The following is a 20,031-nucleotide window of genomic DNA, read 5'->3' as shown; positions in this document are numbered from 1 at the left end:
CCCGATATCGGGCAGTGGCTGAGAAAACCCAAGCGGTCCGCTCCGGAAGTCCCTCGGGCGTTGATCATGCTGCCGACGCGACGGAGGATTCTTCCCGGCGAAGCCCGCAAGCTCATGCGCCTGCCTGGCCCACCTGGGATCCGTCGCCATCCGGGGCGATCGGGCAGCTCAGTGGAGCTCGTGCCGAGTACCGCCGGCAACGGCGTGGAGCTTGTCCGGGTTGGCCACGTTGTGGATGGTCGAGATGCGGCCTTCCGGGTCGAAGTCGAAGGTCAGCGTGGCGACCACGCGGTCCGGGCCGCGGAAGACCACGCCCGGCCCGCCGTTGATCCAGGTGAGCTCTGCCCGCATCTGCCCGGGCTCGATGCCCTGGTAGGTCACGGTGCCGAGCGCGGCGAACCACCGGGCCACGGTCTCCGGACCGACGACCGGCTTGAGGGCCTGGCGGACCTTGCCGCCGCCATCGGTCCACAGCGTCACGTCCGGGGAGAGCAGCTCCATGAGGGTGTTGATGTCGCCGCCCGTCGTCGCCACGAAGAAGCGCTCGGTGACGTCGCGTTGGCGGGCGCGGTCCGCGGTGAAACGGGGCCGCCGGGCCTCGATGTGCTCGCGGGCGCGGTGCGCGGCCTGCCGGACCGCCGTCTCCGAGCGTTCTATCGCTTCCGCGATCTCCGCGTAGCTGAAGGCGAAGACCTCCTTCAGTACGAAGACCGCGCGCTCCAGGGGGCTCAGCGTCTCCAGGACGACCAGCAGGGCCATGGAGACCGAGTCCGCCATGGCGACGCCGTCGGCGGTGTCCGGGCCGGTGAGGATCGGCTCGGGGAGCCATGGCCCCACGTAGGTCTCGCGCTGGCGACGGGTCGAACGAAGCCGCTCCACCGCCAGGTTGGAGACGATCCGGGTCAGATAGGCCTTGGGGTCGGCGACCTGGGAACGGTCGGCGGCCGACCACTTGAGCCAGGCGTCCTGGACCACGTCCTCGGCGTCGGCGGCGGTGCCCAGGAGGCGGTAGGCGACGGAGAAGAGCAGGTTGCGGTACTGCTGGAAGGCGAGCTGTTCGGGGCCGGCCTGCTGCGGCTGGGTCACTTGGCGCTCCCGGTCCGTGTGGAGCGGCCGCCGTGCGGCCAGAACGCGCCCGAGACGGGCATCTTCTTCATGCGGGCGAAGGTCGGCCACGGCGCGGCGGTGACCGTCTCCTTGTACTTCGCGGCCCGCTTGCCGGTGAGCACGAGCCGGCGCGGGCTGTCGTCGGGGTGGGTGAACTGCACGACGGCGTCGTTCCGGCCCAGGCTGACGGGTGTGTGGTAGTAGCCGAAGCGGAAGGGCCTGGGCTCCTTGCCGGCCAGCACCCGCAGGATCGAGAGGGCCGCGTGCACGCCGGTGGGCATACCGCCCTGGCAGGTCCCGTGCATCACGCCGCAGCCCTGACGGATCGCCGCCGCGTCGCCCACGGCGTAGACATCCGGGTGGGAAACCGAGCGCAGCGCACTGTCCGTGACCACGCGGCCGCGCTCGTCGGCGGTCAGGCCCGCGGCGGCAGCCAGCGGCGAGACGCGGGTGCCGCTGGTCCACAGCACCGCGGCCGCCGGGATGCCGGAGCCGTCCGCGAGCTCGACGCTGTCCGGCAGCACCTTGACCACCTCGACGCCGCTGCGCACCCGCACGCCGAGCCGGGCGAGCGCCGCGTTCAGGTATGCCCTGGCCTTCGGGTGCATGCTCGCGCCCGGCTCCTGCCGGCCCAGCAGCACCACCTGGAGTTCCGGGTGCCGCTCGGCGATCTCCGCGGCGGCCTCGACGCCGGTGAGGCCGCCGCCGCCGACCACGACAGTCCCGCCGTCGAGCCGGGTCAGCCGGTCGGCGAGGAGAGCGGCGTCCTCCAGGCTGTTGAGGGTGTAAGCATGGTCGTCCGCGCCGGGGACGGCGACGGTGTCCGCGATGCTGCCCAGGCCGTAGACCAGGGTGTCGTAGCGCAGGACCCGGTCGTCGTTGATGCGGACGGTCTTCGCCTCGGCGTCCACGGCTGTGACCCAGCCGCGGACGAAGGCGGCGCCGGTGCCGTCCAGCAGCTCCGGGATGTTCATCTCGGCCGTCTCCTGGCCGGTGGCGGTCATGTGCAATCGGAGCCGCTCGGTGAAGTTGACGTAGGGGTTGACCAGCGTCACTCGCAGGTTCCCACGCTTCCTGGTGCGGGCCGCGAGCTGGATCGCTGCGGAGAGCCCGGCGTAGCCGGCGCCCAGGACCAGGACCTCGTGATGCTGCGCTGCTGTCGCGTTCATCGCTCTGGCATCTCTTTCGTGTCGGTCGTTCCCGCTGTGCGGACGACCACCAGACGCAAGCTGCCCTTCCGTTCGTGACGTGGGGCAGATGTGACCCGCGTCACGTCGTGAAGAGAGAGCGGGGCTCACGGCATCAGCCCCCCGAAGGACTTCCAGTGCCGACCCCTAAGCCGGAAGGCCCAGCTCGCGGGCGATCAGCATGCGCTGGACCTCGCTGGTGCCCTCCCCGATCTCCAGAATCTTGGAGTCCCGCCACATACGGGCCACCGGGTACTCGTTCATGAAGCCGTAGCCCCCGTGGATCTGGGTGGCCTCCCGGGCATTGGTGACCGCGATCTCCGAGGAGTACAGCTTCGCGAGGGCCGCCTCCTTCTTGAACGGCTCGCCCGCGAGCAGCCGCGACGCCGCGTCCCGCCAGGTCAGCCGCGCGGTATGGGCCCGCATCTCCATGTCGGCGATCTTGAACTGGATCGCCTGGTTGGCGCCGATCGGCCGGCCGAAGGCGCTGCGGGCCTTGGCATACGCGAGCGACTCGTCCACACATCCCTGCGCCAGTCCGGTGGCGAGCGCCGAGATCGCGATCCGCCCCTCGTCCAGGATCCGCAGGAACTGGGCATAGCCCCGGCCCTCGCCGCCCAGCAGATTCGCCGCCGGTACCCGGCAGTCGGCGAACGACAGCTCACGGGTGTCCGAGGCGTTCCAGCCCACCTTGCTGTACTTCTTGGACACCGTGAAACCGGGGGTGCCGGACGGCACGATGATCGACGAGATCTCCGGGCGCCCGTCGGCCTTGCGGCCGGTGACGGCGGTGACCGTGACCAGGGCGGTGATGTCCGTGCCGGAGTTGGTGATGAAGCACTTGGTGCCGTTGACGACCCACTCACCGGTGGCCTCGTCCAGCCGGGCGGTGGTGCGCGTCCCGCCCGCGTCCGAGCCGCAGTCCGGCTCCGTCAGGCCGAACGCGCCCAGTGACTCGCCTGAGGTCAGACGCGGCAGCCACTCGCGCTTCTGCTCCTCCGTGCCGAACCGGTAGACCGGCATGGCCCCCAGCGACACCCCGGCCTCCAGGGTGATCGCCATCGAGGAGTCGACCCGGGCCAGTTCCTCAAGGGCGAGACAGAGGGCGAAGTAGTCGCCGCCCATCCCTCCGTACTCCTCCGGGAAGGGCAGCCCGAACAGGCCCATCCGGCCCATCTCGCGGACGATCTCGTAGGGGAACTCGTCGTGTTCGTAGAACTCGCCGATCTTGGGGGCGACGACGTCGTGGGCGAACTGCTCCACGGTCCGGCGCAGTTCCTCGTACTCGGCCGGCAGCCGGTGGGCGGGCGTCGTGGTGGTGGTCGTCATGGCTGTACTCACTCCTCGTGGGAGTCCTCGTGGGAGAGGGCGCGGACGGTTCGGGAAGGGCTGGGTCGGCCCAGGTGTTCCGCCATCCACACGCTGGTGGCGGTGAGGCGGGTGAGATCGACCCCGGTGTCGATACCGAGGCCGTGGAGCATCCAGACAAGGTCCTCGGTCGCGAGGTTGCCGGTCGCGCTTCTGGCGTACGGGCAGCCGCCGAGACCTCCGGCGGAGGCGTCCAGGACGCGGACCCCGTGCTGAACGGCTGCCAGGCTGTTGGACAGGGCCTGGCCATAGGTGTCGTGGAAGTGCATCGCGATCCGCTCGACGGGAACGCCGAGATCCCCGACCGCCCGCAGCAGCGCCACGACATGGCCCGGCGTGGCGACCCCGATCGTGTCGCCCAGGCTCAGCTCGTCGCACCCCAGGTCGACCAGCCGGCGGGCGACCGCCGCGACCTGCCCGATCTCCACCGGCCCTTCCCAGGGATCCCCGAAACACATCGAGAGATAGCCGCGCACCGTCGCCCCGGCCGCGCGGGCCTTGGCCACCACCGGCTCGAACATCGCCAGGGACTCGTCGACGGTCCGGTTGAGATTGGCCTTGGCGAACGACTCCGTCGCGCTGCCGAACACGGCGATCTCGCGCACTCCCAATGCCAGCGCACGGTCCAGTCCGCGTTCGTTCGGCACCAGAACCGGGAGCCGTACGCCCGGGAGATCGTCCAGGAGCGGCATCAGCTGTTCTGCGTCGGCGAGTTGGGGCACCCACTTCGGGTGGACGAAGCTGGTCGCCTCGACAGTGTTCAGCCCCGCCCCGGCCAGGCGGTGGATGAACTCCGCCTTGACGGCCGTCGGCACGGTCGCCTTCTCGTTCTGCAGCCCGTCGCGGGCGCCGACCTCATGGATGCGGACGCTTCGCGGGAGCCCGGGGAGGGGCACCGACATGGGAAGACCGGTGATCATCGCGTGCCTCCGTGCAGGCCGGCGGCCGGGCGCGTCCCGGTCCTGGCTGTTGCGGTCCCGGCTTCCGGCGAGGCACTGCTCGCGGCAGTCGGAGAACCTGTGCCCTCGGTGTCCTCATGGGGATCGACCACGGCCAGCACCTGGTCCATGGCCACGGTGGCGCCCGGTGCGACGGCGACTTCGGCGACGATGCCGTCGTGCGGGGCGGTGATCACGTGCTCCATCTTCATGGCCTCCACCACCAGCAGGCTCTGCCCGGCGGTGACCGTGTCGCCCTTGCCGACCTTGACCACGGTCACCGTCCCCGGCATGGGCGCCGCGAGGGTGTCGAGGCCGCCCTGGCCGCCTCCGCCGCGCAGCGCCGCCTCGACGGGGTCGTACGGCTGCACATGCCAGCTGTCGCCGTCCCGCCCGAGCCAGTCCCCGGCGTGGTGGAAGGTGTGGGTGACACCGGCCCACTCGACGCCGACCCGGTCCACCGCCGCGGTGGTCAGCCGTGCCCGCACCGGCGGGGAGTCGCCCAGGCGCACCTCGGCCCCGTCTGCCCGGCCCCGGATCCGGACCGTCACGGGTTCGAGCCCAGGCACCCGCAGCGGATGCACGGCCCACGCCGCCTCACCGCCCAGCCGCCAGCCGCTGGGCACCGAGAAGGGATCCGTCCAGTCGGCCGACGGCTCCAGCGCGGCCTGCCGCAGCAGCGCGGCGGCGCCGTAGACCTCGTCCGGGATCCCGGAGGGCAGCAGTTCGCCGAGCTCACGGTCGATCAGCCCCGTGTCCAGGTCGCCGGAGACGACATCCGGGTGGGCCAGCAGCCGCCGCAGGAAACCGGTGTTGGTCTCCAGGCCCAGGACCGATGTGTCCGCGAGGGCCGCCCTCAGCCGGCGCAGGGCCGTCGCCCGGTCGGGGCCGTGGGCGATGACCTTCGCGAGCATCGGGTCGTACGCCGTGCCGACCTCGGTGCCCTGGGCGAGCCCGGAGTCGACACGGACGCCCTCGCCCCGGGGCTCACGCAGCGAGCGCACCGTCCCGGCCGATGGCAGGAAGCCCCGGGAGGGGACCTCCGCGCAGATCCGGGCCTCCACCGCGTGCCCGGTCAGCTCGATGTCCCGCTGCTCGAAGGACAGCGGCTCGCCCGCCCCGACGCGCAGCTGCCACTCCACCAGGTCCAGGCCGGTGACCAGCTCCGTCACCGGGTGCTCCACCTGCAGCCGGGTGTTCATCTCCATGAAGTAGTACGCCGAGGGATCGCTCCCCGGGACGATGAACTCCACCGTGCCGGCCCCGGTGTACCCGCAGGAGCGGGCGGCCTGGACGGCGGCCGAGCCCATCGCAGCGCGGGTGGCGGGGTCCAGCAGGACGGAGGGCGCCTCCTCGATCACCTTCTGGTGCCGCCGTTGCAGCGAGCACTCACGCTCGCCGAGGTGCACGACGTGCCCGTGGGCGTCGGCCAGGATCTGGATCTCGATGTGCCGCGGGCGGTCGATCCAGCGCTCCACCAGCAGTGTGTCGTCGCCGAAGGAGCCGCGTGCCTCACGCCGGGCCGCGGCGATCTCCTCGGCCAGCAGCGCCTCGTCCCGGACCAGCCGCATGCCCTTGCCGCCACCCCCCGCCGACGGTTTGAGCAGCACGGGCGTGCCGATGCCGAGGGCCGCGGCGATCAGCTGCGCGTCGTCCAGTCCGCTGCCGCTGCTGCCCGGGACGACCGGGACCCCGGCCGCCTGGACCGTCTCCTTGGCCCGGATCTTGTCGCCCATGAGGTCGATCGCGCCGGCCGGGGGACCGAGGAAGACCAGGCCCGCGTCCGCGCAGGCCCGCGCGAAGGCCGCGTTCTCGGCGAGGAAGCCGTAACCGGGGTGCACGGCCTGTGCTCCGGTGCGGGCGGCGGCGTCGAGAAGCCGGCCGATGGACAGATAGCTCTCGGCGGCGGCCGTCGGCCCGATCCGTACGGCCGTGTCGGCCTCCCGCACATGCCGGGCGCCGGCGTCGGCGTCGCTGTGGACGGCGACCGAGCGCACGCCGAGTCTGCGCAGGGTGCGGATGACCCGGACCGCGATCTCGCCTCGGTTGGCGACCAGGACGGTGTCGAACATGGTGGAGGTCCCCCTACATCCGGAAGACGCCGAAGCCGGGCGCCGCCGGATCGCGTTGTGGAATGGGCGCGTTGGCGCAGGCGGTGAGTGCGAGCCCCAGCACGGTGCGGGTCTCCAGCGGGTCGATGACGCCGTCGTCCCAGAGCCGGGCGGTGGCGTAGTAGGCGTTGCCCTGGGTCTCGTACTGGGTGCGGATGGGGGCCTTGAACTCCTCCTCCGCCTCCTCGGACCACTTCTCGCCCGCAGCCGCCAGCTGGTCGCGCTTGACGGTGGCCAGGACCGAGGCCGCCTGCTCCCCGCCCATGACGGAGATCTTGGCGTTGGGCCACATCCACAGGAAGCGCGGTGAATAGGCGCGTCCGCACATCGAGTAGTTCCCGGCGCCGTATGAGCCTCCGATGACCACGGTCAGCTTCGGAACCCGCGTCGTGGCGACGGCCGTGACCATCTTCGCGCCGTGCTTGGCGATGCCGCCCGCCTCGTACTGGCGGCCCACCATGAAGCCGGAGATGTTCTGCAGGAAGAGCAGCGGGATGCCGCGCTGGTCGCAGAGCTCGATGAAATGCGCGCCTTTCTGGGCCGATTCTGAGAACAGAATGCCGTTGTTGGCGATGACGCCGACCGGATGGCCGTGAACGCGGGCGAAACCGGTGACGAGTGTCGTGCCGTACTCGGGCTTGAACTCGGCGAACCGGCTGCCGTCGACAAGCCGTGCGATCACCTCGCGCACGTCGTACGGAGTGCGGGAGTCCGCAGGAACCGCCCCGTAGAGCCCCGCGGGGTCGAGGGCGGGTTCGTCGGCGGGCTCGACGGACCAGGGCAGCGGGCCGCGCGCGGGCAGGGTGGAGACGATGTCGCGCACGATGCGCAGTGCGTGGGCGTCGTCCTCGGCGAGATGGTCGGTGACGCCGGAGGTCCGGGAGTGGACCTCGCCGCCCCCCAGTTCCTCGGCGGTGACGACCTCGCCCGTGGCGGCCTTCACCAGCGGCGGCCCACCGAGGAAGATCGTGCCCTGGTTCCGGACGATGACCGCCTCGTCGCTCATCGCCGGCACATAGGCCCCGCCCGCTGTGCAGGACCCCATGACGGCGGCGATCTGCGGGATGCCGCGGGCCGACATCGTGGCCTGGTTGAAGAAGATCCGCCCGAAGTGCTCACGGTCCGGGAAGACCTCGTCCTGCCTGGGCAGGAAGGCGCCGCCCGAGTCGACCAGATAGACGCACGGCAGCCGGTTGTCGAGGGCGACCTCCTGGGCGCGCAGATGCTTCTTGACCGTGACCGGGTAGTACGTACCGCCCTTGACCGTGGCGTCGTTGGCGACGACCACCACCTCACGCCCGGACACCCGCCCGATCCCGGCGACGACTCCGGCGGCCGGGGCCTGCCCCTCGTACATGCCGTCGGCTGCCAGCGGCGCCAGTTCGAGGAAGGGGGAACCGGGGTCCAGCAGGCCGTCGACGCGGTCACGGGGGAGCAGCTTGCCGCGCGCGGTGTGACGGGCGCGGGCCTTCTCGCCACCGCCCAGCCGGGCCGCGGCGAGCTTCTCCCGCAGCCGGGCGTTGAGCTCCGCGTGTGCCTCGGTGTTGGCACGGTACGCGTCGCTCGTGGGGTCGGCTGCGGTACGCAGCACGGGTGCTTCCATGTCTCGGCCCCCCGGTGTCAGCCTGTTCTCCGCGTCGTGTGCGGCCAGGCCGGTTAGCGATCGTTAACGTGTTCTCCACCACGTTAACGCCCGCTAACCGCATTGTCTAGAATTAATTGCATGACCTCCACGAAGGCCCCCAGTCGGCGCGAGCAGATCCTCAGGGAGGCCGCCCGGCTCTTCGCCGAGCGGGGCTTCCACGGCGTCGGGGTGGACGAGATAGGTGCGGCGGTCGGCATCAGCGGCCCCGGCCTCTACCGGCACTTCGCGGGCAAGGACGCGATGCTCGCCGAGCTGCTCGTCGGCATCAGCGGCCGGCTGATGGCGGCCGGGAAGCTGCGGGTCGCCGAGGCCGCCGGGCCCGCCGAGGCGCTGGACGCCCTGATCCGGGGCCACATCGACTTCGCGCTCGACGACCGGCCGCTGATCACCCTCCACGACCGCGAGCTCGACCGGCTCCGCGACTCCGACCGCAAGCTGGTGCGCCAGCTGCAGCGGCAGTACGTCGAGCAGTGGGTCGGGGTGGTCCGCCAGGTCCATCCCGCCGCACCGGAACCCGAGGCCCGGGCCGCCGTGCACGCGGTCTTCGGCCTGCTCAACTCCACCCCGCATCTGGGCGCGCACACCGGCCTTCCGGGCCGGGCGGTGACGGCCGCCGTCCTGCACCGCCTCGCCATCGGCGCTTTTGCCGCTCTGGACATTCCGGCCGACCGGGAAGTAACTTACTGAGCGCTTGCTTACTAGCTTGCCCGCTCACCTTCGACCGGCATTGGAGGGCGCCCAGTGCGTCGCACGGTATTCAACGAGGACCACGAGGCGTTCCGGGAGACCATCCGGGACTTCATCGCCTCCGAGGTCGTGCCCGTGTACCCCGAGTGGGAGCAGGCCGGTTACCCGCCGCGTGACTTCTACCTCAAGCTCGGCGAGCTGGGCATCTTCGGCATCGAGGTCCCGGAGGAGTACGGCGGCGCCGGCGTGACCGGCTGGAAGTTCAGCGCGGTCGTCACCGAGGAGAGCGCCCGGGCCGGCGTCAGCTTCGGCAGCAGCGGCGTGCACACCGGTCTCGTCCTGCCGTACATCCTCGAATTCGCCAACGAGGAGCAGAAGAAGCGCTGGCTGCCGCCCTTCATCAGCGGCGAGATGATGACCGCCATCGCCATGACCGAGCCCGGCACCGGCTCCGACCTGGCGGGTATGACCACCAACGCCAAGCTCTCCGAGGACGGCAGCCACTACGTCCTCAACGGCGCCAAGACCTTCATCACCGGCGGCGTGGTCGCCGACCGCGTCCTGGTCGTCTGCCGCACCTCGCCCGCCACCCCGGAGGACCGCCGCGCCGGTCTGTCCATCCTCGCCGTCGACACCGCGAGCGAGGGCTACGCCGTCGGGCGCAAGCTGGACAAGATAGGCCTGCGCACCTCCGACACCGCCGAGCTGTCCTTCAGCGACGTCAAGGTCCCGGTCGAGGACCTGCTCGGTGACGAGGGCAAGGCGTTCTCCTACCTCGCCCACAACCTGCCCGTCGAGCGCCTGGCCATCGCCGTCGGCTCGTACGCCCAGGCCGACGCGGCCGTCCGCTTCGCGACCCAGTACGTGCGCGACCGCAAGGTCTTCGGCAAGGCCGTCGCCGAGTTCCAGAACACCAAGTTCGTACTCGCCGACTGCGCATCGGACGTCGACGCCATGCAGGCCGTCGTCGACCGCGCACTGGAGGCCCACGAGACCGGCGACTTCACCGCCGCCGACGCCGCCCGCGCCAAGCTCTTCTGCACCGAGACCGCCGCCAAGGTGATCGACAAGTGCCTCCAGCTGCACGGCGGCTACGGCTACATGCTCGAATACCCCATCGCCCGGCTCTACGCGGACAACCGCGTCCACCGCATCTACGGTGGCACGAGCGAGGTCATGCGCTCGATCATCGCCAAGTCGCTGGGTCTGTGACAGGGACCCGACCGCGGTGAACGACATAGCCGACAGGACCGGCAGAGCCGGCAAGGCCGATGAAGCGCTGACGTCCCTGCTCGATCTGCTCGACCTGGAGCGGATCGAGCGGGACATCTTCCGCGGCACCAGCCGCTCCGCCGTCGTACCCCGGGTCTTCGGCGGCCAGGTCGCCGCCCAGGCCCTGGTCGCGGCGGGCCGTACGGTGCCCGAGGACCGCGCGGCGCATTCCCTGCACGCGTACTTCCTGCGGCCCGGCGACCCGGGGGCGCCCATCGTCTACGAGGTCGACCGGATCCGCGACGGCCGTTCCTTCACCACGCGCAGAGTGGTGGCGGTACAGCACGGTCAGCCGATCTTCCATCTCTCCGCGTCCTTCCAGACGTACGAGGAGGGCCTCGACCACCAGGAGCCGATGCCGCCGGCCCCCGACCCCGAGACGCTGCCCACCGCCGAGGAACTGCTGCCCGCGCATGCGGACAGATTCCCCGACCCCGGCATCGTGGACCGGCTGCTTGAGGCACGGGCCGCCGTCGACCTGCGCTACGTCGAGGACCCGCCGTTCCTCACCGCGGGCCAGGGCCCGCGCGAAGCCCGCTCCCAGGTGTGGTTCCGCACCCGCGGCAAGCTGGCCGACGACCCGCTGCTGCACGTCTGCCTCGCCACATACGTCTCCGACATGACGCTGCTCGACTCGGTGCTGCTCGCCCACGGCCGTGGCGGCTGGGCGGTCGGCGACGTGGTCGGCGCCAGCCTCGACCACGCCATGTGGTTCCACCGCCCCTTCCGGGCGGACGAATGGCTGCTCTACGACCAGCAGAGCCCCTCCGCCTCGGGAGGGCGTGGGCTCGGCACGGCCCGTATCTACACCCGGGAAGGCGGTCTGGCCGTCTCCGTCATCCAGGAAGGCGTGGTGCGCGTGCCGCGCAGCCGCTAGCGCGGTGGCCGGGTTGGTTCGGTCAGCCCGTCCGGCGATCGAGGACAAGCGTGGCGGGCGCCGTGCCGTGCCGTGTGGTGGCTAGGGCATGGCCGCCCCGTGCAGCGGCAGGACCGCCCGTACCAGGAAGCCGCCGCCCGGCTCCGGTCCGGCGTGGAGCGTGCCGCCGAGCTGGGCGGCACGCTCCCGCAGACCGGTGAGGCCGTGGCCGCCGGAAGGCAGAGCCGGACCCGGTGCCCCGGCACCCGGCCCGTTGCGCACGTCTACCAGCAACTCGTCCGCGACGAGCCGTACGGTGACCTGCGCATGCGCGCCGGGCGCGTGCTTGCGCACGTTCGTGAGCGCCTCCTGCACCGTGCGGTACGCCGCGTGCTGCACCGCGGGCGGGCAGATCTCCTCCCCGGCCGCTGCGAGGTCGCCGCGCGCCTCGGGCCCGGCCGCCTCGAGCAACGCCGGCAGGTCGGCCAGACCGAGCCCGTCCTGCGGCTGCCGGATGTCCACGGGGAGCCGCAGGAGCCCGACCATCCGCCGCAGCTCGTCCAGCGCGTCGCGGCTCAGCTGCCGGACCGCGCCGGCCGCCGCGCGCGCGTCGTCCCCCCGGGCGGTCACCTCAAGGGCTCCGGACTGCACCGCGATCAGACTGATGTGGTGCGCGACCGTGTCGTGCATCTCCCGGGCCAGCCGGGTCCGTTCCTGTACGACCGCCTGCGCGGCCGCGAGCTGCCGCTCCCGCTCCCGGCCGGCCGCCAGCTCGGCAAGCCGCCCGGTCAGCTCCCGCCGGGACTGGGCCAGCAGCCCCAGTGTCGTCGGCGCGGTCGCCAGCAGCAACGACAGCAGGCCGGCCAGGACCGTGGCGGCCGGTTCCCAGTCGACGTGGCCCAGCCAGGGCCACGGGAAGAAGGACACGACGGCGACGGCGGCCGCGCATCCGGCGACGATCGCGCGCCGCCGCTCACCGGCCGCGACGGTGTAGAGCGCCGCCATGGGCGCCAGCCACATGTAGCCCAGCGACAGGGCCGGCAGGGTGACCGCGAACACCGGCAGCGGCAGCCGGCGGCGCAGCGCGAGCGCGCCCGCGGCGACGCAGCCGGCGGTGAGCGCGTAGGGCCCGCCCATGGAGCGGGTGGCCCATGCCTCGACCGCCGTGAGGGCGACCAGCGCGCTGTCCAGGGCGACCGGCCGCCACCGCCACTTCACCCGGTGTCCTCCGCGACCAGGCCGGCGCGGTGTGCCAGCAGGGCCGCGCGCACCCGGTTGGGCACATCGAGCTTGCGCAGCAGCGCCTGTACGTGGTCCTTCACCGTCGCCAGGGTGATGTGCAGCCGCCCGGCGATCTCCGCGTTCGGCAGCCCGGCGGCGACCAGCCGCAGCACCTCCCGCTCGCGGTCGGTGAGCCGGGCCAGCGCCGCCGCGTCCTCGGCCGGCACCGCGGGCCGTGAGGTGTCGAGGTAGCCGTCGACGACGGCGCGACCGACGGTCGGCGTGAGAACGGTGCCGCCGCGGGCCAGCACCCGAACGGCGTCGATGAGTGTGCCGGCGGCCGTGTCCTTGAGCAGGAAACCGGTCGCGCCCCCGCGCATCGCGGCGGAGATGTGGCCGCTGGTGTCGAAGGCGGTGAGCATCGCCACCGCCGGAGGGTCCGGCAGCGCCCGTACGGCCCGCAGCACGGTGAGACCGTCCGGGTCTGGCATGACGGCGTCCAGGAGCACCAGGTCCGGCGCGGCGTCGCGGATTGCCGTGACGGCGGCCCGGCTGTCGCAGTCGACGACCACGCTGATGTCGCCCGCGGACTCCAGGATCTGTCGCAAAGCAGTCCTGACCAGCGCTTCGTCATCGACGATTGCCACTCGTACCACCGTAGTCGCGCCTCTCTCCGGATGTGCCTGGTCTCCACTCGTGGGAGGAGACCCATCTCCGCCCCTGGGACGATTCCGCGGGCGGCGTCGGACCGGCAGAATCGATCGTGATCGTAACGAGCGGCGTGAAGCGTCGCATGTCGCGGTCCGCACGGGGGACAGGGGACTTACGGGGAGACCACGGGGGAGCCATGACGTCTGCCGACAGCACCCACGCGCGGGCGGTCCGACGGCGGGCCCACGTCGGCCGGCCGGGCCGGTGCGCGGGCGCCGGGCCGGTGTTCACCGCCTGGCATCTCATACGCGGCTGAGGGCGGCGCCGGCACCCCGCCGGGCTCAGGACTGCGGTTCGAGGCCCGCCGCGTCCAGGAGGTAGGCGGTCATCGGGTCGTAGAACCGCGGATCGACGACGTGATCGTCGAGCGGGATGGTGACGGAGAGCGTGCCTTCCGCCTCGCCGACGAAGAGCGCGGGGTCGTTGCAGTCGGCGTAACCGATCGTGTCGATACCGCGCTGGCCCGCGCATCCGGCCCAGCCGTGGTCGGCGACGACGAGGTCCGGCAGGGGCTCTCCGCGCTCCTGGAGGGCGTTCAGAATGGCCGCCATGGGCGCCGGGGAGTGGGTGTGCCAGAGTGTGGCGCCGCGTTCCAGCATCGCGACGTCGCAGAACTGGAAGACCCCGCCCTCGTCCGCGCTCAGGCCGCCCGGGATCCGGACGATCTCGCAGCCGGCCGCGCGCATGGCGGCGGCTGTCTTGCGGTGGACATCGAGCAGCCCGCCGGGGTGGCCGGTCGCGAAGAGCACGCGCTGTCCCCCGTCCACGGCCTTGCGCAGCCGGGTGGCCGCGCGGTCCAGTCCGTCGATGGTCAGCTCCGGGTCGATCGTGTCCTGCCCCGCGCGCCGCGCCGGATCGTCATCGACCCCGCAGCGCTCGGCCATCACCGCGAGTACGTCCTGCTCGTCCGTCCACCGGTCACCCAGCTCCAGCCCGAACCAGAAGTATCTGTCCCCCTGGGCGAGCTTGCGGTAGTGCGACAGGTTGTTCTCGCGGGGAGTGGCGACATCGCCGGCTATGCGGGTGCGCACGAGATGCTCGACGAGGGACTGGCGGGACGGTGCGGTGACGAAGGACATACGTCCATTGTCCCGTGCCCCCGGACGGGCGTGCGGGGAGCATCCGATCGACGCCGAGGTGTGACCTGCTGCCGCGCCGTCAGAACCAGCGCAGCGCGAACCACAACTCCATACGGGTGTCGGGATCGTCCAGATCGGTCTCCAGGAGCGCCGCCGCCCGGGCGATCCGCTGGCGCACCGTGTTGCGGTGCACCTGGAGGGCCACGGCCGTGCGGTCCCAGCTGCCGTGCAGGGAGAGCCAGGTGCGCAGGGTCTCCAGGAGGGCCGCCGAGCCCGCGATCGGTGCGAGCACCGTCCGGGCGTGCTCGCGGGCCTCGTCGGGGGAGACCAGCCCGGCCACCCCCGTCCCACCCCCGCCGTGCCGGGCCAGGGCGGAGCGCTTGGCCACCGCCCTGCGCAGCGCGCCCGCGGCCTGGGCGTCGCCGGCCGGCAGCTCGGACGGGTTCACCGTGCCGCTCACCCCGAGTGTCCACCCGGGCTGGGCCGGCACCTCGCGCCCGGCGGGCAGGAGCAGCCTCACGGTGCCGGTGCCGGTGCCGGTGCCGGTGCCGGTTTCGGTTTCGGTTTCGGTGTCTGGGCCTGCGCCTGCGCATGGCTGCGTGTCGATCAGGGCGGTGCCCAGCGCGGCGCCGAGCGCGGCCGCCGCCAGTGGCTCGGCGGCCGAACCGCGGCGCAGGGCGTGGACGACCGTCCATCCCGCTTGCGGCCCCAGGAGCGGGGCCGCCTCCTCGGCCGACCCGCCGAGGAGCAGCCTGACCAGGGCGGCCGACCGCCCGGCCTCCGCCGTCCCCAGATGCGGACCGGTGAGCAGCGAGAGCAGGACAGCGGCGACGTTCGCGATGGTGTGGTCGGAGGGATCGCGCCGCTCGGTGACGACCACGAGCGTCGGCCGCTCGCTGGGGGCGCCGCCCACGAGGGCGTAGGCCGCCAGCTGCATACCGGCGACCGTGTCGGTGGCGGTCGCCGGGGCCGGGCTGAGTGCACCGGCCAGCCGGCTCGCGGCGTCGCGGACCTCGGCGGCGGGGGTGGTGCCGGCGGCGTACAGCTCCTCGCCCCCCGGTGAGATCAGGGCCGCCCAGCCGGCCACCCGCCGGGCGAGCCTGCGCAGCACGGCAGGCACCGGATCGGGGCGGGCGGCAGCGGCGGCCAGAGACTGCTGGGCCTCGGTGACGCGGCGCAGTTCGTGATGCCGGGCCTCGGCCATGGCCTGCCAGACCGCGCGGGCCACAGCGGTGAAGGGAGTGCGGGGCGGGACCTCCACCAGGGGCAGCCCGTGGCGGTCACAGGCGGCGATCAGCGCACGGGGCGTCTCGTCGTGCACGGGGGCGAGGCCGAAGCCGAGCGCCGCCGCACCCGCCTCGACCGTCCGCGCGACATAGCGGTCGAGGTAGGCGCCGGAATCCGCCGCCGAAGGGAAGTGGACCCCCGCGGTGAGCAGCAGTTCGCCGCCCAGCAGATAGGGGACCGGATCCTCCATCTCGCTGGTGTGCACCCAGCGGACGGGGACGTCCTCGTCCGGCCCGGCCACCTGGCGCAGGCCGAGGTCGGCGCGGGCCAGCAGTCCGGACAGCGGTACGGCCGGGGTCGGCGGCCCGGGAGACTGGGCGTGAGGCATGTGCGTTCCATCCACTCTGCCTGCTACGGGTGGATGGAACGTACGCTTCAGTGACCTCTTCCGGCAACTTATGGTCAACAAACGGAACGGATGCGATTCGGGCGAGCGGACGGAGGACGGCCCATGGCTGTCGACTACGCGGTGATCGTGGTCTACCTGGCCGGCATGCTGGCCATGGGCTGGTGGGGTATGCGCCGCGCCAGGTCCAAGAGCGACTTCCTGGTCGCGGGCCGCCGCCTCGGCCCGGCCATGTACTCCGGCACGATGGCGGCGATCGTCCTCGGCGGCGCCTCCACCATCGGTGGTGTGGGCCTGGGGTACCGGTACGGCCTGTCCGGCGCCTGGATGGTGTTCTCCATCGGCCTCGGACTGCTGGCCCTGAGCGTCTTCTTCTCGGCGTGGATCGCCCGCCTGAGGGTCTACACCGTCTCGGAGATGCTCGATCTGCGCTACGGCGGCTCCGCCGGGGTCATATCCGGCGTGGTCATGTGGGCATACACGCTGATGCTCGCGGTGACCTCGACGATCGCGTACGCGACCATCTTCGACGTCCTCTTCGGCATGGACCGCACACTCGCGATCATCCTCGGTGGGGCCATCGTGGTCGCCTACTCCGCACTCGGCGGGATGTGGTCGATCACGCTCACCGACATGGTGCAGTTCGTGGTCAAGACGATCGGTGTGCTGCTGCTCCTGCTGCCGATCGCGGTGGTCAGGGCGGGCGGCTTCGCCGAGATGAAGGCGCAGCTGCCGGCCGAGTACTTCGCGCCGCTCGGCATCGGCGGCCAGACGATCTTCACCTATGTGCTGATCTACACCTTCGGCATGCTGATCGGACAGGACATCTGGCAGCGGGTCTTCACCGCCCGCAGCGACAAGGTCGCCAAGCTCGGCGGCACGGTCGCCGGCGTCTACTGCCTGGTCTACGCGCTGGCCGGCGCGGTCATCGGCTCGGCGGCCAGGGTCCTCTACCCGAAGCTGGGCGCGGCCGACGACGCCTTCGCGACGATCGTCAAGGACGCGCTGCCCGTGGGCGTCCGCGGGCTGGTGCTGGCCGCGGCGCTGTCAGCGGTCATGTCGACCTCGTCCGGTGCGCTGATCGCCTGCGCGACGGTCGCGAACAACGACATCTGGGCGCGGTTGCGCGGCGCCGGCACCGGCGAGCGCGAGGACCACGACGAGGTGCGGGGCAACCGCGTCTTCATCCTGCTCATGGGCATCGCCGTCATCTGTACCGCCATCGCCCTGAACAACGTGGTCGAGGCCCTGACGGTCGCGTACAACCTTCTCGTCGGCGGACTGCTGGTGCCGATCCTCGGAGGTCTGCTGTGGAAGCGCGGCACTGCGTCCGGCGCCCTGTCGTCGGTCGTGGTCGGCGGCGCCGCCGTCGTCGGACTGATGGTCTGGAAGGGCATCCTGGCCAATGAGCCCGTCTACTACGGCCTGCTGGCCTCGCTCGCCGCGTACGTCGCCGTGAGCCTGGCGACCCGGCCCACCGACGCCGCCGTCCTCGCCGTCTGGCGTGAGCGGCTCGCCGGACGTGCCGCCGCCCCGGCGGAAGCCCCGGCCCCGGCCCAGATCTGAATCCGTCAACCACCCAGGCGCAACGAGGCGCACGAAGGAAGGCAGTCACCATGAGCAGCACCGAGCAGCCGCGCGGCCCCGTCGACTCGTCCCGTATCCCGCGGTACGCCGGGCCCGCCACGTTCGCCCGGCTGCCCCGCCTCGACGAGGTCGGCAGCGCCGACGTGGCGGTGGTCGGGGTGCCGTTCGACAGCGGCGTGTCCTACCGGCCCGGCGCCCGCTTCGGCGGCAACGCCATCCGGGAGGCCAGCCGGCTGCTGCGCCCGTACAACCCCGCGCAGGACGCCTCGCCCTTCGCGCTCGCCCAGGTCGCGGACGCCGGTGACATCGCGGCCAACCCGTTCAACATCAACGAGGCCGTCGAGACGGTCCAGGCCGCGGCCGACGATCTGCTCGGCACCGGCGCCCGCCTCATGACGCTGGGCGGCGACCACACCATCGCCCTGCCGCTGCTGCGCGCCGTCGCCCGCCGGCACGGCCCGGTCGCCCTGCTGCACTTCGACGCCCACCTGGACACCTGGGACACCTACTTCGGCGCCGAGTACACCCACGGCACGCCGTTCCGCCGGGCCGTCGAGGAGGGCATCCTCGACACCTCCGCCCTGTCCCACGTCGGCACCCGCGGCCCGCTGTACGGCAAGCAGGACCTCACCGACGACGAGAAGATGGGCTTCGGCATCGTCACCTCCGCCGACGTCATGCGGCGCGGCGTCGACGAGGTGGCCCAGCAGCTGCGCGAGCGTGTCGGGGACCGGCCGCTCTACATCTCCATCGACATCGACGTCCTCGACCCCGCCCACGCCCCCGGCACCGGCACCCCCGAGGCCGGCGGGCTGACCTCCCGCGAACTGCTGGAGATCCTGCGCGGGCTCGCCTCCTGCAACCTGGTCTCCGCCGATGTCGTCGAGGTCGCCCCGGCGTACGACCACGCCGAGATCACCTCGGTGGCGGCGTCCCACACCGCGTACGAGCTGACCACGATCATGTCCCGCCAGATCGCGGCGGGCCGCGCGTGAACCCCGGCCACGAGCGCAACGGCGGCGACCTGGTCGTCGAATCGCTGACGGCGCTCGGCGCGTCGACCGTCTTCGGCCTGCCCGGACAGCACGCGCTGGGCGCCTTCGACGCGCTGCGCCGCTCGGAGCTGACCTATGTCGGGCTCCGGGTGGAGAACAACGCGGGCTTCGCCGCCGATGCCTTCGCCCGCGTCACCGGCCGGCCCGCGCCGCTGCTGGTGTCGACCGGGCCCGGAGCCCTGATGACGCTGGCCGCGCTCCAGGAGTCGGCCGCCGCGTCGGCCCCGGTGCTGGCCATCGGCAGCCAGGTCCCGGTGGCGGGCCTGGGCGGCGGCCGGCACGGCTATCTGCACGAACTGGCCGACCAGAAGGCGTCGTTCCGCGACATCGTCAAGTCCGTGCACACCGTACGTACCGCGTCCCAGATCCCGTCGGCCATCGCCGCCGCCTGGGAGTCCGCGGCCACCGTGCCGTACGGGCCGGTCTGGGTCGAGATCCCCCAGGACGTCCTGCTGGCCCCGGTCACCGTCCCGCCGGTCACCGCGCTGCGCGCCGAGCCCCGTCCGCTGGAGCCGCGCCCCGAGCTGCTCGCCGAGGCCGCGAGGCTGCTGTCGGGGGCCCGTCGGCCGGTGATCCTGGCCGGTGGCGGCGTCGTACGGTCCGGGGCCGAAGCGGAGCTCCTGGCGCTGGCCGAGAGGCTGGACGCGCCGGTGGCCTCGACCTTCGGCGGCAAGGGCGCGTTCCCCTGGGAGCACCCGCTGTCGCTGCGGTCCTGGCTGGAGGACCGGCACACCACCGAGTTCCTCGAAGAGGCCGACGTCCTGCTCGTTGTCGGCTCCGGCCTCGGCGAGCTGAGCTCGAACTACCACTCCTTCCGCCCGCGCGGCCGGGTCGTCCAGATCGAGGCCGACCTCGGCAAGCTGGAGTCCAACCACCCCGCACTCGGCATCCACGCCGACGCCCGAACGGCGCTGGCCGCGCTCCGCGACCTCACCGGCCCCCGTACCCCCGGCGGCGCGGTCAAGGACGCCGCCGAGCTGCTGGCCCGGGTACGGGACCGTATCGACGGCCAGGACCTCGGCCTGGAGCAGCGGATACTCGCCGATGTGCGCGAGGCACTCCCGCAGGACAGCCCCAGCTTCTGGGACATGACGATCCTCGCCTACTGGGCCTGGTCCGCGTGGCCCGGACCGATGCACTCCGCCCAGGGTGCCGGCGGCCTGGGCTACGGCTTTCCCGCCGCCCTGGGCGCCGCCGCCGCCGACCCCGCGAAGCCCGTGCTCGCCGTCTCGGGAGACGGCGGCGCCATGTACTCGATAGCGGAGCTCGCCACGGCCCGGCAGTACGGACTGCCCGTCACCTGGCTGATCGTCGACGACGGCGGCTACGGCATCCTGCGCGAGTACATGACCGACGCCTTCGGCGAGGCCACCGCCACCGAACTGGCCCGGCCCGACTTCGTCGCACTCGCCGGGTCCTTCGGGGTCCCGGCGGTCCGTACGACACCGGAGTCGCTGCGCGAGGACCTGGCCGAGGCACTCGCGGCCCCGGGCCCGTCGGTCGTCGTACTCCCGGCGCTGCTGCGGATGTTCGCGCCCACGCACGTTCACCGGTAGGTCGCCGCCACGCAAGCG

Annotated in this window: 16 protein-coding genes; 6 read left to right on the top strand and 10 right to left on the bottom strand. The window is 72.3% G+C overall.

The window, feature by feature from the left end:
* Positions 1–168 precede the first annotated feature (168 nt).
* The 6 genes from RWE79_RS14545 to RWE79_RS14520 all read right to left on the bottom strand — a co-directional run bounded on the left by RWE79_RS14545 (position 169) and on the right by RWE79_RS14520 (position 8,314).
* The gene (locus RWE79_RS14545; RefSeq protein ID WP_475940492.1) at positions 169–1,086 is read right to left on the bottom strand and encodes an RNA polymerase sigma-70 factor; all 918 of its coding nucleotides are present in this window, start codon (positions 1,084–1,086) and stop codon (positions 169–171) included.
* Complete coding sequence (locus RWE79_RS14540) at positions 1,083–2,276, bottom strand: NAD(P)/FAD-dependent oxidoreductase (protein ID WP_475940491.1); 1,194 nt, start codon at positions 2,274–2,276, stop codon at positions 1,083–1,085. The genes RWE79_RS14545 and RWE79_RS14540 overlap by 4 nt, the downstream gene beginning before the upstream one ends.
* 165 nt (positions 2,277–2,441) lie before the next feature.
* A complete protein-coding gene (locus RWE79_RS14535) occupies positions 2,442–3,623 on the bottom strand; it encodes an acyl-CoA dehydrogenase family protein (RefSeq protein ID WP_475940490.1) in 1,182 nt (393 codons plus the stop codon).
* A gap of 8 nt (positions 3,624–3,631) precedes the next feature.
* Positions 3,632–4,582 carry a hydroxymethylglutaryl-CoA lyase gene (locus tag RWE79_RS14530; RefSeq protein ID WP_475940489.1) on the bottom strand — a complete coding sequence of 317 codons (951 nt, stop codon included), beginning with the start codon at positions 4,580–4,582 and terminating at the stop codon, positions 3,632–3,634.
* On the bottom strand, positions 4,579–6,672 hold the full coding sequence (locus tag RWE79_RS14525; protein ID WP_475940488.1) for an acetyl/propionyl/methylcrotonyl-CoA carboxylase subunit alpha: 2,094 nt from the start codon (positions 6,670–6,672) through the stop codon (positions 4,579–4,581). The genes RWE79_RS14530 and RWE79_RS14525 overlap by 4 nt, the downstream gene beginning before the upstream one ends.
* A 13-nt stretch (positions 6,673–6,685) precedes the next feature.
* Positions 6,686–8,314: a carboxyl transferase domain-containing protein gene (locus tag RWE79_RS14520; RefSeq protein ID WP_475940487.1), complete on the bottom strand. Its 1,629-nt coding sequence runs from the start codon at positions 8,312–8,314 to the stop codon at positions 6,686–6,688.
* Between the two features lie 120 nt (positions 8,315–8,434).
* Between RWE79_RS14520 and RWE79_RS14515 the strand changes: the two genes are divergently transcribed.
* The 3 genes from RWE79_RS14515 to RWE79_RS14505 are packed head-to-tail and all read left to right on the top strand — an operon-like array spanning position 8,435 to position 11,192.
* Positions 8,435–9,043, top strand: a complete 609-nt coding sequence (locus tag RWE79_RS14515) for an SACE_7040 family transcriptional regulator (RefSeq protein ID WP_475940486.1) — start codon at positions 8,435–8,437, stop codon at positions 9,041–9,043.
* A gap of 54 nt (positions 9,044–9,097) precedes the next feature.
* Entirely contained in the window at positions 9,098–10,255 is a 1,158-nt protein-coding gene (locus tag RWE79_RS14510; RefSeq protein ID WP_475940485.1) for an acyl-CoA dehydrogenase family protein, read from the top strand.
* Positions 10,256–10,280: 25 nt separating this feature from the next.
* Positions 10,281–11,192, top strand: a complete 912-nt coding sequence (locus tag RWE79_RS14505; RefSeq protein ID WP_475945814.1) for an acyl-CoA thioesterase — start codon at positions 10,281–10,283, stop codon at positions 11,190–11,192.
* Positions 11,193–11,273: 81 nt separating this feature from the next.
* Here RWE79_RS14505 and RWE79_RS14500 read toward each other — a convergent pair whose 3' ends face one another.
* The 4 genes from RWE79_RS14500 to RWE79_RS14485 form a co-directional block, all read right to left on the bottom strand.
* Positions 11,274–12,389 (bottom strand): sensor histidine kinase, encoded by a 1,116-nt coding sequence (locus RWE79_RS14500; RefSeq protein WP_475940484.1) that lies wholly within the window; start codon positions 12,387–12,389, stop codon positions 11,274–11,276.
* The gene (locus RWE79_RS14495) at positions 12,386–13,048 is read right to left on the bottom strand and encodes a response regulator (protein ID WP_475940483.1); all 663 of its coding nucleotides are present in this window, start codon (positions 13,046–13,048) and stop codon (positions 12,386–12,388) included. Before RWE79_RS14495 ends, RWE79_RS14500 begins: the two co-directional genes overlap by 4 nt.
* 336 nt (positions 13,049–13,384) lie before the next feature.
* Positions 13,385–14,182 carry a phosphatase gene (locus tag RWE79_RS14490; protein WP_475940482.1) on the bottom strand — a complete coding sequence of 266 codons (798 nt, stop codon included), beginning with the start codon at positions 14,180–14,182 and terminating at the stop codon, positions 13,385–13,387.
* Between the two features lie 79 nt (positions 14,183–14,261).
* A complete protein-coding gene (locus RWE79_RS14485; protein ID WP_475940481.1) occupies positions 14,262–15,797 on the bottom strand; it encodes a PucR family transcriptional regulator in 1,536 nt (511 codons plus the stop codon).
* A gap of 123 nt (positions 15,798–15,920) precedes the next feature.
* Between RWE79_RS14485 and RWE79_RS14480 the strand changes: the two genes are divergently transcribed.
* From RWE79_RS14480 to RWE79_RS14470, 3 genes are read left to right on the top strand one after another with little or no spacing between them, the layout of a single operon-like run.
* Positions 15,921–17,381, top strand: a complete 1,461-nt coding sequence (locus tag RWE79_RS14480; protein WP_475940480.1) for a sodium:solute symporter family protein — start codon at positions 15,921–15,923, stop codon at positions 17,379–17,381.
* Positions 17,382–17,431: 50 nt separating this feature from the next.
* Positions 17,432–18,397, top strand: coding sequence for an agmatinase (speB, locus tag RWE79_RS14475; protein WP_475940479.1), 966 nt, complete (start codon positions 17,432–17,434; stop codon positions 18,395–18,397).
* Positions 18,394–20,013, top strand: coding sequence for a thiamine pyrophosphate-binding protein (locus RWE79_RS14470; protein WP_475940478.1), 1,620 nt, complete (start codon positions 18,394–18,396; stop codon positions 20,011–20,013). Before speB ends, RWE79_RS14470 begins: the two co-directional genes overlap by 4 nt.
* Positions 20,014–20,031: the final 18 nt, after the last annotated feature.

The organism is Streptomyces sp. RLA131 (genome assembly GCF_056270125.1).
Note: the sequence above shows the minus strand (reverse complement) of the source record. Positions and strands in the feature narration are given on the sequence as shown.

Coding starts and splice junctions, on each gene's coding strand:
- RWE79_RS14480 (WP_475940480.1), top strand. CDS start 15,921: ATGGCTGTCGACTACGCGGTGATCGTGGTCTACCTGGCCGGCATGCTG.
- RWE79_RS14535 (WP_475940490.1), bottom strand. CDS start 3,623: ATGACGACCACCACCACGACGCCCGCCCACCGGCTGCCGGCCGAGTAC.
- RWE79_RS14515 (WP_475940486.1), top strand. CDS start 8,435: ATGACCTCCACGAAGGCCCCCAGTCGGCGCGAGCAGATCCTCAGGGAG.
- RWE79_RS14530 (WP_475940489.1), bottom strand. CDS start 4,582: ATGATCACCGGTCTTCCCATGTCGGTGCCCCTCCCCGGGCTCCCGCGA.
- RWE79_RS14490 (WP_475940482.1), bottom strand. CDS start 14,182: ATGTCCTTCGTCACCGCACCGTCCCGCCAGTCCCTCGTCGAGCATCTC.
- RWE79_RS14485 (WP_475940481.1), bottom strand. CDS start 15,797: ATGCCTCACGCCCAGTCTCCCGGGCCGCCGACCCCGGCCGTACCGCTG.
- RWE79_RS14540 (WP_475940491.1), bottom strand. CDS start 2,276: ATGAACGCGACAGCAGCGCAGCATCACGAGGTCCTGGTCCTGGGCGCC.
- RWE79_RS14520 (WP_475940487.1), bottom strand. CDS start 8,314: ATGGAAGCACCCGTGCTGCGTACCGCAGCCGACCCCACGAGCGACGCG.
- speB (WP_475940479.1), top strand. CDS start 17,432: ATGAGCAGCACCGAGCAGCCGCGCGGCCCCGTCGACTCGTCCCGTATC.
- RWE79_RS14525 (WP_475940488.1), bottom strand. CDS start 6,672: ATGTTCGACACCGTCCTGGTCGCCAACCGAGGCGAGATCGCGGTCCGG.